This is a genomic window from Gimesia aquarii (genome assembly GCF_007748175.1).
In the GTDB taxonomy this organism is placed as follows: Bacteria; Planctomycetota; Planctomycetia; order Planctomycetales; family Planctomycetaceae; genus Gimesia; species Gimesia aquarii_A.
Genome location: NZ_CP037422.1, coordinates 4,167,418 through 4,182,121, shown reverse-complemented (window position 1 = coordinate 4,182,121; position 14,704 = coordinate 4,167,418). Strand labels below are relative to the sequence as shown.

The following is a 14,704-nucleotide window of genomic DNA, read 5'->3' as shown; positions in this document are numbered from 1 at the left end:
AAGAATAAACCAAATCGAATGCTGATTTTGGTATGTCTGCCTGTTTTAACCAGATGATTCGATCTGTGGAAAAAACGATCTGAGGGAAGTGACCAGTGCCGGACGAACGTTTCAGGGATTCCATCGATGATGAAGAAACAGTAGATGAGTTCCCTCCTGTGAATCTCGATCAGGAGGAAACGGTAGACGAAATCCCCCCACTCAATATGCAGGAAATTGATAAAGCTGCTATCGGAGCCGAAAGTGCGGCAAACGGTTCTGCCAAACACTCTGTAGGTCCCTCGGCTAAGAAAGCACAATCCTGGATTGGCAGGCGCTTAGGAAAATACCTGATAACAGGTCTGCTGGGACAGGGGGGCATGGGAGTCGTTTATCAGGCACACGATGCTTCCATTGAACGCGATGTCGCTATCAAGCTATTACCGGCAGAACTCGCATCCGATAAAAATATGCTGGACCGCTTTTTGGCAGAAGCGAAAGCAGCCGGTCGCTTAACGCATCCTCATGTGGTTTCGATTTACGAAATTAGTGAAGCCGAGGGCGTCCATTATATTGTGATGGAATTCATGTCGGGGGGAAGTGCCGACGATCATTTAGATAATGTGGGACCCTATCCTCCGATAGCAGCAACGCAGATTATTGCTGATGCTTGCGAGGGGTTGATGGTGGCGCATGCTTCCGGGCTGATTCACAGAGACATTAAACCAGCGAACCTACTGCAATCTGAGCATGGTACAATCAAAGTCGCTGACTTTGGGCTGGCGAAAAGAATCATCCATCAGTCACAACAACTGACTCAAGACGGGCAGGTGATTGGCACGCCCTATTTCATGAGTCCTGAACAATGTGAATCAAAATCAGTGGATGCACGTAGTGATATCTATGCGATGGGAGCCACTTATTTTACGTTGCTGACGGGCAAACACCCCTATGAGGATGCGGGCAGTGTCGTACAAATTATGTATGCTCACTGTCATGCTGAAGTGCTTGATCCACGTGATATCAATCCACTCGTTCCAGAAGCGTGTGCCGCAATCATCAAGCGTGCGATGGCCAAAAAGCCCGAAGACCGCTATCAGTCTGCAGAGGAAATGCTGACCGATTTACGCAGCATTACTTCCGATTCACATAAATTCAATACGACAAAAATTGCCTCTCAGGAAGAACTCGAAGGCTCCTCACCAGGCAAATCGACAAAGCCGCATTGGCATGGCAAAATTTTCAATACGATTATCTTTGTCATGACTTTTTTACTCCTGACAGCGGTCCCCTATTATGTCTGGAATGGAAATGGAAGTAAGGAGACAACTCAGAAACCTTTAGCGAAGAAACAGGCGGGGCAGTTCGCACAAGGAGTGACCGCCGACAAAATCATCCTCGGCACGTCGACTGCCATGTCAGACGCAAATAAAGAGCTGGGGTTTAATATGGTGATGGGGATGAAAGCCTGCTTCCAGTCCGTTAATGCAGCAGGAGGCATAGGGGGGCGTCAAATTGAACTGATCGTAAAAGACGATGCCTATGATCCTCATCAAGCTTTGGACAATATGCATGAGCTTTTTGAAGACGATAAAGTATTTGCCGTGATCGGCAACGTGGGGACTCCTACTGCCAAATTGACTGTTCCCTATGCCAACGAAAATCAATACCTCTTTTTTGCACCGATGACAGGGGCTCAAAATTTGAGGCGTAATCCCCCTGATCGCTATGTGTTCAATCTTCGTGCCAGCTATGCCGATGAAACGGCGGCAATGGTTAACTATTTTGTCGAGAAGAAGCGTCTTTCCCCAGACAAAATTGCCGTCTTCGCTCAAAATGATTCCTTTGGCGATGATGGTTTTGCAGGTGTTGCCAAAGCACTTGAAAAATACAAGGTGCTACCAGAGAACATCATGCGAGTTGGTTACGAGCGGAAGACGACCCAGATCACAGATGCGATTAATGAGATCGAGCAAAACCAGGATCGGATTGATGCGTTGATTATGGTGTCGACTTATAAACCAGCTGCTTTGATGGTTCAGCAATTGAAAGATCGTAAGCTTGATATTCAAGTGGCTGCAGTTTCTTTTGTCGGTAGCGAATTTTTGGCACAACAATTTAAAGAAATGGGGCCAGAATATGCGGAAGGTGTTATCGTAACCCAGGTCGTTCCCTATTATCTTTCCAGCGCAACCGGGGTGCTCCGTTATCGTGATGCTTTGAAAAAATATTACCCGTTTTTGAAGCCCGGCTTCATTTCGCTTGAGGGGTTTCTGGCCGCCGAATGTTTCGTGGAAGGCTTGAAAAAAGTGGAAGAATCGGGTGAAGCATTAACAACGGAAAATATGATCAACGAACTGGAAAAGATTAACAATCTCGACCTGGGATTCGGACCGATCATTAATTTTGGTCCTTCCAGACATCAGGCATCCCATCAAGTTTGGGGAACTGTGCTTGATCAAAATGCGAACTACAAAGAACTCGATATGAAATAGGATCAAACTTCACTGACCTGATTCGTTTTCCCGCCAAAAATTGATTTCACAAGCTATACTCTCTTTAACAGCAGTCCATTCCACCATGAACAAATCAGAATATGAGTTGATGTAATCATTTGTTCAAGTGGCGGGGTCTTCCGGTAGAGAAATGACATTTGCTTGCATTCCAGTATCAGTGCCTGATTTGTAAGGGGCAGAAGGACTTAATAACGCTTAATAATTGGCTTAAATGTTGACAGAGAGGTGATTGTATCAGTAAAATTTTATGTAGTTGCTCAAATAGAGAACTCATTCCAACCAAACAACTTCCCGCCTCAAATAGAATTGACATGATTACATTGAAAAATGCGATTTCACCACGTCTGTTCTTTCTAAACATTCTTTATTCTCTGGCTCTGATTCTCGTTTCTTCGACTGTCACAATGGGAGCAGAAACAAAGTCTCCCGTGAGTTTCGTCAATGATGTCGTCCCGGTGCTGACCAAAGCGGGTTGCAACATGGGGGTCTGTCATGCCAAAGCGGGGGGAGGTCAGAACGGTTTTCAATTATCGCTTCTGGGTTTTGAGCCACTCGAAGACTTTGAGAGCATCGTGAAAGAAGCGCATGGTCGTCGTCTTTTTCCTGCTGTTCCTTCAAAAAGTCTTCTCCTGACAAAAGCCTCGAATGCGACCCCTCATGGTGGAGGGACCAAGCTCCCTCGCGATTCGGAAGGTTATGCAATTCTTCGCAGATGGATTGAAGAAGGTGCGAAGTTTTCAACCGGTAATGAACCAACTTTAGTCTCCGTCAGTGTTCAACCAGAGTCAGGGTTGGTCAACATGGATGGCGAGCAGCAACTCAAGGCGCTCGCAAAGTATTCTGATGGAAGTGTTCGTGATGTGACTCATCGCGCACTTTATGAATCGAACCTGACTTCCATGGCGGAGGTCTCCGAAGAAGGTATTGTAAAAGTTCACGACATTCCCGGAAAAGTTGCCATTATGGTACGCTATCAGGGAAAGGTGGCTGTCTTCACAGCGGCTGTGCCCTTGGGAGCACCGGTTACAAAAGTACCCGAAGCCAAGAACTTTGTTGATGAGCATGTGTTTGCCAACTTGAAACAACTGGGTATTCCACCATCAGATGTTTGTGACGATACGACGTTTCTGCGTCGAGTGACTTTAGATATCTGTGGCCGCTTTCCGACTCAAAAAGAAGTGGCTGCCTTTATGGCGAGTACCGACGCCAATAAACGTGACAAAGCTGTCGAAGCGTTATTACGCAGTCCGAATTACGCGGATTACTTCGCTTCCAAGTGGGCTCCGCTTCTCAAGAACCGTCGTGATGCCGCCAGCGACATCACTTCGAACTTTGCCTTTCATGCCTGGATTCGAGATGGTTTGCTGGCAAACGTTCCCTATGATCAGTTAGTACGTGAATTACTGGGGGCGACGGGGACTGTCGTCGGGAACCCGCCTGTCGCCTGGTACAAACGGGTAAAAGATCCCAAGGAACAGCTGGAAGATATTGCTCAACTCTTTCTCGGTGTGCGAATGCAGTGTGCCCAATGTCATCATCATCCTTTCGAACGCTGGAGCCAGGACGACTACTACAGCTTTGCCGCCTTCTTCTCACAGATTGGACGCAAGCCAACCGGCACGCGTGGTGAAGATCTCATTTTTCACAAGCGAGGAGTTGCCAAGGCAAAGAACGTCAAATCGGGAGAGATGCTAACGCCCGTCGCTCTTGGAGATGACATTGGCGAGATTAGTCCAGACGAAGACCCACGACTCAGGCTCGGAGCATGGATGAGTTCTAAAGACAATCCGTTCTTTGCCAAGGCGTTGGTTAATCGATATTGGAAACACTTTTTCAAACGGGCTTTAATCGAGCCTGAAGACGATATTCGGGATACGAATCCACCTACCAATCCGGAACTGCTAGCAGCTTTGGAAGACCACTTTGTAAAATCCGGATTTGATTTAAAAGCACTTGTGAAAGTAATTACTCAATCACGTGCCTATCAACTCAGTTCAAAACCGAATGAATACAATCTGATTGATCGTCAGAATTATTCGCGATTTTACCCACGTCGGTTACAGGCAGAAGTGTTACTTGATGCCATCGATGATCTCACGGGATCGACGACCACGTTTGCCAATCTGCCACCCGGTACACGTGCCATCGCATTGCCCGATAACAGTTATAACAAATCGGCATTTCTGAAGGTTTTTGGTCGACCCAATAGTGCCAGTGTCTGTGAGTGCGAGCGGATTCAATCGTCGAGTCTCGCACAGAGCTTGCATCTGATCAATTCGTATGAGATCAAGCGAAAACTGTCTACGAGCACGGGGCGTGCTGCGCTGATGGCGAAATCCGATAAAAAGCCCGAAGAAAATGTGACGGAATTGTATCTGGCAGCCTTTGCACGAAAGCCGCGACCGGAAGAAATGCAGACAGCCATCAAGTATCTCACCGAGCCTTTGATGGGTGCAAATGGCAAACCAATTAAAAACAAGAAAATATCGCATGTAGACTATCAGGATTTGATCTGGGCGTTAATGAACACAAAGGAATTCCTGTTTACGCATTAGGAACATGATGAAAAAGATGAACTCTATTTTACAATTACGATTTTCTCTCGTGCTGGCAGTTAGCATTGCCACATGCCTGGCTTCATCAATGGCAGTCGCGCAATCCGTTTGTCTTCCGGCTCCCCGATTGTTGACGACCATGCCAATGGGAGGGCAGGTTGGAACCAGCTTCGACGTGAAGATCACAGGTCAACATCTGGAGAATGCTGATGAACTCAGCTTCTCACATCCCGGCATTATAGCAAAGAAAAAACTCGGGACAGACGGAAAACCTGTCGCAAATACTTATGTTGTTTCAATCGCGAAAGATTGTCCGTCAGGTGTTCACGAAGCCCGTGTGATGACGCGCCTGGGGGTTTCCACAACACGTGCCTTCAATGTGGGAACTCTGGCAGAAGTGACTCAGACTAAGCCGAATACCACACTGGAAACTGCTTTGAAGCTTGATCTGAATTCGATCTGCAACGCGGTGATGACCAGACAAAAGATCGACCACTACACGTTCGTAGCAAAGAAAGGGCAGCGCGTTGTCGTTGATTGTGCGTCCAAAGGTATCGATTCCAAGCTCAAACCGGTTCTGATTATTGCTGATGAACAGGGAATGGACCTGCTGGTTGAGCGACGTGGCGGAGCACTTGACTTTACAGCTCCAGAGACGGGGAAATACGTGATTAAAGTTCACGGTTTGACCTATGACGGTGGCCCGTATTACTTTTATCGGATCGCAGTACGATCGGCGGCTGAAAAAGAAATCGTTCCCCGATTGCCTTCGATTCAAACTGTCAGTGCGTTTTCCTGGCCACCTGCGGGGTTGACCGATGAATTGATTCGACCTGAAGTAGAGCCCAACAATCAACATGCACAAGCACAAAAAATCACGCTTCCTTGTGATATTACTGGCAGCTTCTTTCCCGCTGCAGATGTCGACACATTTGAATTCACTGCCAAGAAAGGCGATGTCTGGTGGGTGGAAGTCGCATCCGAACGATTAGGACGTCCTACAGATCCTTCAATCGTTGTTCAACATGTCAGTGTAGAGGGGAAGAAAGAAAAACTGACCGATGTTGTGGAACTCAGCGACATTCCCAGTCCCGTAAAAATCTCCAGTAACGGTTATTCTTATGACGGCCCTCCCTACAATGCAGGCTCCTCTGACATTATCGGTAAAGTGGAAATTAAAGAGGATGGCATACATCGATTACAACTGCGCGATTTGTTTGGTGGGACGCGGAACGATCCACTCAATATCTATCGTTTGATTATTCGCAAGGCTGCCCCCGATTTCGCTCTTGTGGGTTGGGGTTTGCATATGAACCTGCGAAATGGTGATCGGAATGCACTTTCCAAGCCGATTGCCTTACGTGCTGGGGCAACAATGCCCATTGAAGTGGTCGTTGTCCGTCGCGATGGTTTTGATGGCGAAATTGATTTATATATGGAGAATCTGCCACAGGGGGTTACTGCTGCCGGATTGAAGATTCCCAAAGGAAAATCGCGCGGCATTATGCTGGTGACCGCTTCGGAGAACGCTCCACGGGGATTGACCAGTGCTTCCTTCTTAGGTCAGGCTACGATTAACGGCAAAACCGTAACTCGGCCATGTCGAATGGCCTCAATGCAATGGCCGGTTAAAAATGCGTGGAGTGAAGTGCCATCGCCACGGTTGCTGGCCGATGTGCCTGTATCAGTCAGCAATTCAGAGCTGGCTACGATCACGATTGCCCCCACGGAAGACAAAGTCTGGGAAGTGACTGCCGGCGAAAAGCTGACGATCCCACTCACTCACATCCGGCGTTCTGAATTTTCTGGTGCGAATATTACTTTGAAAACCTTTGGTGCTGGCTTTGAGAGAGTACCCGCCTTTGATGCGCCATTAAAGGCAGAGTCTTCCGAGGCAGTTCTCGATTTAGCAAAACTGAAAACACCCCCCGGTGAGTATCAAATTGCATTTTATGGTTATGCCGTTGCCAAATATCAGGAAAATTTAGAGGCGGTTGCTTCAGCAAAATCAGAACTCGAACGCGCAAAAATAGAAGCGGAAGCACTGTCGTTGGAAGCAGAAAAACTGGTTCTGAATTCAAAAACAGCCTCCCAGGTGGAAAAGGCGAATGCAGAAAAAGCAGTAAAGGCTGCTTCTGAAAAGGTAAAATCAGCACAGGCTGCCGTTAAGACAGCCGATAAATTATTAAAGGCTGCTACTGCAAGAGCAAAACCAAAAGACATTGTCGATATCATCGTTTCCAAGCCGATTCAAATTCGTGTTAATCCAGCAAAGAAGGCAAAATAAAGATGACAGATCCATTTCATGCATCGTCGATCAGCCCCTGTCCGGGACCGGGAAGCCGTCGTGGTTTTCTAAAAATGGGCTTAGCTGGATTCGCATCGCTGAGTTTACCGAGCATCTTGCGACTTCGTGCCGAAAGTCCTGCTCCAAAAAACAACAAAGAAAAAACCGCGGTCATCATGGTGTGGCAACCCGGTGGTTGTTCGCACATTGATACCTATGATCCTAAACCAAATGCGCCTAGTGAATACAGCGGTCCTTTTGAAACAATCCCCACAAAAGTACCCGGTTTGAATTTCACAGAATTGTTGCCAATGCAGGCGAAAATCGCTGACAAATTCACAGTGCTGCGTTCCATGCGTCACGGTAGCCCCGGCCACCCTGCGGGAACACTAAGAATGCTGACTGGCGATCCCGATACTCGTGACAAAGAAATTCCCAAATATCCAGACTGGATGTCGGTCACCAATTACCTGCGTGCGAAAGAAGGCCCGCGGACAAATCCCTTACCACCTTATGTCGGTGTCAATTTTTCATCGCAGCGCGTGGGAGCCGCTTATCTCGGGGATGCCTATGGTCCCTTTTCGGTCTCTGGTGATCCAAACAAGCCGAACTTCGTTGTGCCGAATATTGGTTTATCTAATCCTGCTGAAGTCAAGCATCTGGATCGTCGGGCGGCACTTCGTCAGAATCTCGACACATTGGAGCGTGCTTTTGATCAGGCAGGTGAGCTTCAGGCGTTAGATGAATTTGAAACCCAGGCAATGACATTGCTCACCAATCCAAAGACGAAAGATGCGTTCGATTTGAGTAAAGAAGATGATCGCACGCGCGATCGTTACGGACGCAATACCTGGGGGCAGCAACTGTTAATGGCGCGTCGATTAGTTGAAGCGGGAGTGGATATTCTTTCCACCAGCCTCAGTGGTCCCTTATGTGGTCGTGTGAATAACTGGGACGACCATGCTGTGAATCATCATGTTTTCGATGCCCTGCGTTTCCGATCAAAGGCCTATGATCAAGCAGTGTCTGCTTTGATCGAAGATATTTACGAACGCGGTTTGGACAAACGTGTGCTTGTTGTAGTGACCGGGGAATTCGGACGTACTCCCAAAATTAACTATCAGCCCAGTACCGGTGCAGGAAACGCAAGTGCCCCATCGGGTACGAAGCAACCGGGCCGAGACCATTGGGCACGCGCTTTCTCCAATATCTGGGCCGGGGGCGGAATTGAAACGGGCCGCTTCATTGGTGCGACTGATAAACATGGTTCTGACTCAATCGAACGCATCTGTGGTGCAGGCGACTTTCTGGCAACAATCTATCATCATTTGGGAATCGATTCGTCGAACGTCTTTCTTAAAGATTTCAACGGTCGTCCGACTCCCATTATTGCCGATCAGGGGAAACCCATCCGTGAACTGATGGGGTGATCCACACAGCAAACAGGAATGTCCTGTTTACCTTCAGCCAGAGATTAATGTAGTCACCAAGGCCTGTTATGGTTACTTTTTTGGTCTGCTGCGGCCATCCTCAATGATTTTAGCAAGTTGTGTTTTGAGACGTTCTGCAACTTCAGGATACTCAGCGAGCACATCTGTTTTTTCGGCAGGATCGTCAGTCAGATTGAAGAGTTGAAACTGCGGCACCTTCGTATTTGCAAGTTGCGCTTCGACAGTCACATTTCTGGCAGACTTTCTATCGTAGCGATGCAGTTTCCAGTTACCGACACGCAAGGCATACGTTCCGTTGTTGCCATTATTCTGCTGGACGAGGTGATCGCGGCCTTTAGCTTTGTTCTCACCAAGTAGAGCACCCAACACATTGAAACTGTCTCGACATTCTCCGTCAGATAAGCCTTGTTTTGTAAGAGCCGCAAGGCTGGCTGGCAGATCAATGGTGCAGACAAGCTGGTCACTGATGCCAGGCTGAATCCGACCTTTCCAGCGGGTGATAAACGGTGTTCTGGTTCCGCCTTCATAGACACTGTACTTGCCTCCGGTGTAGGGACCAGCGGCACGGTGCTTGCCAATCTTTTCGATTGCTCCGTCTTTATAGCCATCGTCGAGTACCGGACCATTGTCGGAGCAAAACACAACAAGCGTGTTATCAGCTAACTTGAGTCGATCGAGTGTCTTCATCAATTCACCAACGCACCAGTCAAGCTGCACAATCGAGTCTCCACGAAAACCAAGTTTTGTCTTTCCCTGAAATCGTTCGTGAGGCATACGTGGAACATGAATGTCGTGTGATGAAAAGAATAGAAAGAAAGGTTCGTTTTGGTGTTGTTCAATAAATTCAACTGATTTCTCAACCCATTTATCGGCCACATCTTCATCGCGGAAGCGGGCGGCATGACCACCGGTATAAAAACCAATCCGGCTGATACCGTTGTGAATCGTTGAGTTGTGTCCGTGTGACCAGTCCATCTTCAGTGTATGACGATGAGTTTTCCCTGTGGGATGGTCGGGGCTCGGCTTTTTGGTTCCCACCCATAACGGGTCGGCGGGATCGAGATTGAGAACCCGGTGATCTTGCACATAAACTTGAGGCACGCGATCATTCGTAGTTGGCAGCAGAAAGCAGGTGTCAAAACCGATCTCGAGTGGTCCTGGCTTTAGTTGTCCATTCCAGTCTGGACCTCCTTTCCCACCAAGTCCGAGATGCCATTTACCAATCACGGCAGTTGTATAACCAGCGCGCTTTAGCAGGGAAGCGATCGTTTCAGTACCTGGTTTGATAATCGCCGGTGAGTTCGGTGGAGCGATTCCTGTGCGTTTACCACGAAATGCATACGTCCCCGTGAGCATTGAATACCGTGTGGGCGTGCAGGTGGAAGCGGAGCAGTAGCCACTCGTAAAGCGAAGACCGTCTGCTGCTAGTTGATCGATATGAGGCGTTTTCAATTCAGTCGCGCCGTAGCAGGAGACATCACCATAACCAAGATCATCCGCCATAATGACAATGATGTTTGGATTTGATTGTTTTTCTTTCGCTTCTAAGAAAGTGGGAACTAACAAGCTGCACAATAAAACGGTTAACACAGGTCTCATCAGGATATTGCCTTTTCAATAGTTGCCACACAAGCAGTGAAGGGGGGGAGTTGCTTCTAAAATATAGACATGCTTAAAAAATCTTCTGAGTTCTTATTTAAACGCAGAGGCAGACACAAATCAATCGTGTAAATCAATCTCATTTGAGATGCAATTTTGAAATGGGATATCACAACAAAATTAAGAATCAACAGTTCGAGATGGATTTACTTCTCAACCGATGATTTCTCATCAAAATCTCGATCAGCTTTAGTAGCTGAACAGATTCCGCGTTTCCGGGAACCGACTGTACTTTTCTGGTTCCTGGTTTTTGTTTCTGTGTCGAAGGGATATTGTTGGGTTGCAAGGAGATTTTCAGGTAGGTATAGTGGCTAAGCCACCTATATGCTGGTGTGCAAAGGAGCAATTCACTCTGGAGTAAGTCGATGGATAAGATGCTGCAACGCAATCCTGTATATCAGCAACTCAACGAACGGCTTCGTGCCTCGCTGGGGGACGAATATCAATGTGGTGACAAATTTCTCACCGAACGTCAGATCAGCGAGCAGTTTGAAGTCAGTCGCGCAACGGCGAACAAAGCGCTGGCCAGTCTTGTGTCAGAAGGGCTGTTAGAATTTCGTCGAGGGATTGGGACTTTTGTACGGCGTGATGTCATCAATTACGACGTGCGATCCTTGATCAGCTTTACGGAAAAGGCAAAAGCTGCTCGCAAGAACCCTGGGACCGAACTGATTTCTTTTCAGAAAATTGTTGCCGCGGAATCAGATGAACTATTACTGTCTGCCCTGGAGGTTAAATCTGATTCGTTGTTATTCGAGATGCAACGCTTGCGGCTGGCTGACGGTATTCCCGTGATCCTTGAACATCGTTATGTTGTGGCTGACCGCTGTCCTAATCTAACAAAGACCCATGCCAAAGGGTCACTCTATCGCGCCTTCACGGAGACTCATGGGCTCTCAATTGCGGGGGCGGATGAAATTATTCGTGCGGTATCGCTCAAGGCAAGCGAGGCGCGACATTTGCAGGTTTCAACGCGAACACCAGCGCTCGAAGTCGTCTCTGTCGGGTTTCTTAAAAACAGTCAACCACTCTGGTGGGAACGTACACTTTATCGGGGCGATCAATACGAATTTCATAGTCGGCTTGGTCCCATTCAGTCAGCCACACCTCCTCGGGGTAAACTGCGGTAACATCGATGGTAGAAAGGAATTTTGCGATGCCTAAATCTCTGACCGCGGCAGTCGTTGGCACCGGATTTATTGGCCCCGTGCATGTCGAAGGATTAAAAAGAGCTGGCATACGGGTGGCTGGAATCGCTGGTTCGACTGCAGATAAATCTCAAACGGCCGCCAAAACTCTGGGGCTGGAGCGTGGTTACACTTCGTTCAACGATGTACTGGATGATGACAGCGTGGATGTCGTGCATCTGGCAACACCAAACCGTTTTCATTTTGAGCAGGCATCCGCGGTGCTTCGCGCAGGCAAACATGTGATGTGTGAGAAGCCATTGGCAATGAATTCAAGAGAGTCGGCAGAACTTGTGACCCTGGCTGCAGAGTGCGGGCTCGTCGCCGGGGTTGCTTACAACATTCGATTTTATCCGTTATGTCAGGAAGCCGCGTCTCGTGTCGCCCGCTCTGAGTTCGGTGACACAATTCACATGAATGGATCCTATCAACAAGATTGGTTGCTCCGCGACACCGATTTTAACTGGCGTGTCATTGCCGATGAGGGAGGAGAACTTCGGGCGGTCGCGGATATTGGAACTCACTGGTTAGACTTGATTCAGTTTATCACCAGACAAGAAGTCGTTTCTGTGTGTGCCGATCTGCAGACCGTTCATACTGAACGACAGCGTCCTCTTGGAGCCAGCGAAACATTTTCAAATGAAGTTACAGACTCAGCAAAAACTGCGCCCGTTGTAGTCACAACAGACGATGCCGGGTGTGTGCTCTTGAAATTTGAAAACGGTGCCCGAGGCTCACTACACGTCTCTCAGACAACAGCGGGGCGAAAAAATTGTCTACGGTTTGAAATTGCCGGTAGTCAGCAATCCCTTTCCTGGAATAGCGAAGCGCCGAATGCACTCTGGGTCGGTCATCGTGATCGTCCGAACGAACTGTTGACACGGGATCCTTCGCTGCTGAGTCCATCTGCGGCATCGACTTGCAGTTATCCCGGAGGTCACAATGAAGGGTTTCCAGACACCTTCAAGCAATTGTTTCGTGCGTTCTATGGATATATTGCTTCTGGAGACTTCACGGCTTCGCCTCCGTTTCCTACTTTTGAGGATGGACACCGAGAAATTTTGCTGTGTGAAGCGATTCTCAAAAGTCATCAGAAGCAATGTTGGGTTGAAGTAGGAGAGAGCCAAAAATGATGAAGCTTGGTTTTGTAAGTGCGATTTTACCAGAAGCGTCGCTTGAGCAGGTATTTTCGACCGCATCACGTCTGGGGTATGACTGCGTTGAGTTAATGTGCTGGCCTGTGGGCAAAGCAGAACGACGTTATGCAGGTGTGACTCATGTTGATGTGACACAGTCTGATGAATCCAACTTGAAGGCGATACGTGAATTGTCAGCAAAATACGCGGTCGATATCAGTGGACTGGGTTACTACCCCAATCCTTTGTCAGCAGACACGGCGGAAGCAAATCAGGCGATCGAACATCTGAAACGGATCATCGCATTCGCCGCTCAGTTGGGAATTCGACAGGTGAATACATTTGTCGGTCGTGATCATCGCGCATCGGTCGATGAAAATTGGCAACGGTTTCTCGAATGCTGGACGCCGTTAATCAAAGTCACAGAACAGCATGACGTAAAAGTCGGAATTGAGAATTGTCCGATGTTTTTTACAAATGATGAATGGCCGGGCGGTAAAAATCTTGCGATCAGTCCTGCAATTTGGCGGAGGATGTTTGATGCGATTCCCAGTTCTCACTTTGGATTAAATTACGATCCTTCGCACTTGGTCTGGATGCAAATGGACTGTGTTACGCCACTCAAAGAATTTGCTGATCGAATTTTTCACGTTCATGCCAAGGATGTTCGCGTTGATCGAGCTCGCTTAAATGAGGTAGGGATTCTGGCGAACCCGCTCGAGTATCATTCTCCCAAACTGCCGGGGCTGGGCGATGTGGACTGGGGGCACTTTTTTGCAGTGCTGGGCGATACCGGATATCAGGGGCCGGTCTGTGTGGAGGTGGAAGACCGTGTTTATGAAGGCTCCCTTGCAGCGCGCGAACTCGCTTTACAGCAATGCTGCACTTTTCTGCGTAATTATATTCCGCATGGAGAGTCGAATACATGAGAGAAGCCATTGCCGGTGTTGATCTTGGTGGAACTTCAATTAAAGTCGCTCTTGCGAATTGCGCCGGTGATCTGCTCTGTCACGCGAGCATTTCGACCGAAGGGCACCTTGGTGCAACGAATGTTCTTAGTCGGATTGCCGAGTTATTGTCTCAACTTTCGCAAAAGAATGCTGTTTCCCTCAAAGTGCTCGGAATGGGTGTGCCTGGATTGGTGGATGTAGAACAAGGTATCACGAAGTTTCTGCCGAATTTGCCCTCTCAATGGCGTGAGGTGCCTGTTGCCAGACAACTGGGAGATCTGCTTTCGTGTCAAGTACGCGTTGTCAATGATGCCCGCGCGGCTACATTGGGTGAGTTGCGTTTCGGTCATGGAAGATCTTGTTCTGATGCGACTCTGGCTTTTATGACACTGGGAACGGGAGTCGGAGGTGGAGTTGCCATTGAGGGACAATTGCGACTCGGACCACTCGGTGCAGCCGGCGAATTAGGTCACCAGACAATCTTACCCGAGGGGCCGCGTTGTGGGTGTGGCAATCGTGGTTGTTTAGAAACTCTGGCAAGTGGACCGGCGATTGCGAGTGCGGGAATCCGGTTAATGAATTCGGGACAGGCACCGAACCTTCATCAGTTGGTGGAAGGCGATGCGAGTCGGGTGACAGTAGTAGAGATGGCACAAGTGGCACAGCAGGACCCATTAATCCATGCGGCACTCATTGATGCTTCCAGCTATATCGGGATCGCTGCAGCAAATGTCGTCACAATTCTGCATCCTGATATGGTTGTACTCGGCGGTGGTGTGGCAGAGATGGGGCCGCTTTTAATTGAAACGGTGCAGTCTGTCATCCAGGAACGTGTGGGAATGTTTCCGACGGATCATGTTCAAGTCTTGAAATCGGAATTGGGAGTCAAAGCTGGCGTCATCGGTGCGATCGCTATAGCAAAAGACGCGCTCTAATTTTTCCAGAGAGTGACAAAGCAATGTTTTTGATATGCGTTCAAAGAGT

Annotated in this window: 9 protein-coding genes; 8 read left to right on the top strand and 1 reads right to left on the bottom strand. The window is 48.3% G+C overall.

Going from position 1 to position 14,704, the window contains the following annotated elements; translation table 11 throughout:
- Nucleotides 1-95: 95 nt before the first annotated feature.
- From V202x_RS15870 to V202x_RS15855, 4 genes are all read left to right on the top strand, one after another.
- On the top strand, nucleotides 96-2,474 hold the full coding sequence (locus V202x_RS15870) for an ABC transporter substrate-binding protein (protein ID WP_145176885.1): 2,379 nt from the start codon (nucleotides 96-98) through the stop codon (nucleotides 2,472-2,474).
- 332 nt (nucleotides 2,475-2,806) lie between these two features.
- Nucleotides 2,807-5,050 (top strand): DUF1549 and DUF1553 domain-containing protein, encoded by a 2,244-nt coding sequence (locus tag V202x_RS15865; protein ID WP_145176883.1) that lies wholly within the window; start codon nucleotides 2,807-2,809, stop codon nucleotides 5,048-5,050.
- Between the two features lie 16 nt (nucleotides 5,051-5,066).
- Nucleotides 5,067-7,337, top strand: a complete 2,271-nt coding sequence (locus V202x_RS15860; protein ID WP_145176879.1) for a serine protease — start codon at nucleotides 5,067-5,069, stop codon at nucleotides 7,335-7,337.
- A gap of 2 nt (nucleotides 7,338-7,339) precedes the next feature.
- Entirely contained in the window at nucleotides 7,340-8,767 is a 1,428-nt protein-coding gene (locus V202x_RS15855) for a DUF1501 domain-containing protein (RefSeq protein WP_145176877.1), read from the top strand.
- Between the two features lie 72 nt (nucleotides 8,768-8,839).
- On the opposite strand, the gene V202x_RS15850 is transcribed toward V202x_RS15855, so the two are convergent.
- Complete coding sequence (locus tag V202x_RS15850; protein WP_145176874.1) at nucleotides 8,840-10,387, bottom strand: sulfatase family protein; 1,548 nt, start codon at nucleotides 10,385-10,387, stop codon at nucleotides 8,840-8,842.
- A gap of 425 nt (nucleotides 10,388-10,812) precedes the next feature.
- Here V202x_RS15850 and V202x_RS15845 point away from each other — a divergent pair, with 425 nt between their 5' ends.
- From V202x_RS15845 to V202x_RS15830, 4 genes are read left to right on the top strand one after another with little or no spacing between them, the layout of a single operon-like run.
- Nucleotides 10,813-11,577, top strand: coding sequence for a GntR family transcriptional regulator (locus tag V202x_RS15845; RefSeq protein WP_145176872.1), 765 nt, complete (start codon nucleotides 10,813-10,815; stop codon nucleotides 11,575-11,577).
- Between the two features lie 26 nt (nucleotides 11,578-11,603).
- Nucleotides 11,604-12,767 (top strand): Gfo/Idh/MocA family protein, encoded by a 1,164-nt coding sequence (locus V202x_RS15840; protein ID WP_145176869.1) that lies wholly within the window; start codon nucleotides 11,604-11,606, stop codon nucleotides 12,765-12,767.
- Nucleotides 12,767-13,699, top strand: coding sequence for a sugar phosphate isomerase/epimerase family protein (locus V202x_RS15835; protein ID WP_145180617.1), 933 nt, complete (start codon nucleotides 12,767-12,769; stop codon nucleotides 13,697-13,699). The genes V202x_RS15840 and V202x_RS15835 overlap by 1 nt, the downstream gene beginning before the upstream one ends.
- On the top strand, nucleotides 13,696-14,655 hold the full coding sequence (locus tag V202x_RS15830; RefSeq protein WP_145176866.1) for an ROK family protein: 960 nt from the start codon (nucleotides 13,696-13,698) through the stop codon (nucleotides 14,653-14,655). Before V202x_RS15835 ends, V202x_RS15830 begins: the two co-directional genes overlap by 4 nt.
- Nucleotides 14,656-14,704 lie beyond the last annotated feature (49 nt).

What these genes read in the sequence shown, in the direction of transcription:
- V202x_RS15830 (WP_145176866.1), top strand. Translation starts at nt 13,696, where the DNA reads ATGAGAGAAGCCATTGCCGGTGTTGATCTTGGTGGAACTTCAATTAAA.
- V202x_RS15865 (WP_145176883.1), top strand. Translation starts at nt 2,807, where the DNA reads ATGATTACATTGAAAAATGCGATTTCACCACGTCTGTTCTTTCTAAAC.
- V202x_RS15840 (WP_145176869.1), top strand. Translation starts at nt 11,604, where the DNA reads ATGCCTAAATCTCTGACCGCGGCAGTCGTTGGCACCGGATTTATTGGC.
- V202x_RS15855 (WP_145176877.1), top strand. Translation starts at nt 7,340, where the DNA reads ATGACAGATCCATTTCATGCATCGTCGATCAGCCCCTGTCCGGGACCG.
- V202x_RS15850 (WP_145176874.1), bottom strand. Translation starts at nt 10,387, where the DNA reads ATGAGACCTGTGTTAACCGTTTTATTGTGCAGCTTGTTAGTTCCCACT.
- V202x_RS15860 (WP_145176879.1), top strand. Translation starts at nt 5,067, where the DNA reads ATGAACTCTATTTTACAATTACGATTTTCTCTCGTGCTGGCAGTTAGC.
- V202x_RS15845 (WP_145176872.1), top strand. Translation starts at nt 10,813, where the DNA reads ATGGATAAGATGCTGCAACGCAATCCTGTATATCAGCAACTCAACGAA.
- V202x_RS15835 (WP_145180617.1), top strand. Translation starts at nt 12,767, where the DNA reads ATGAAGCTTGGTTTTGTAAGTGCGATTTTACCAGAAGCGTCGCTTGAG.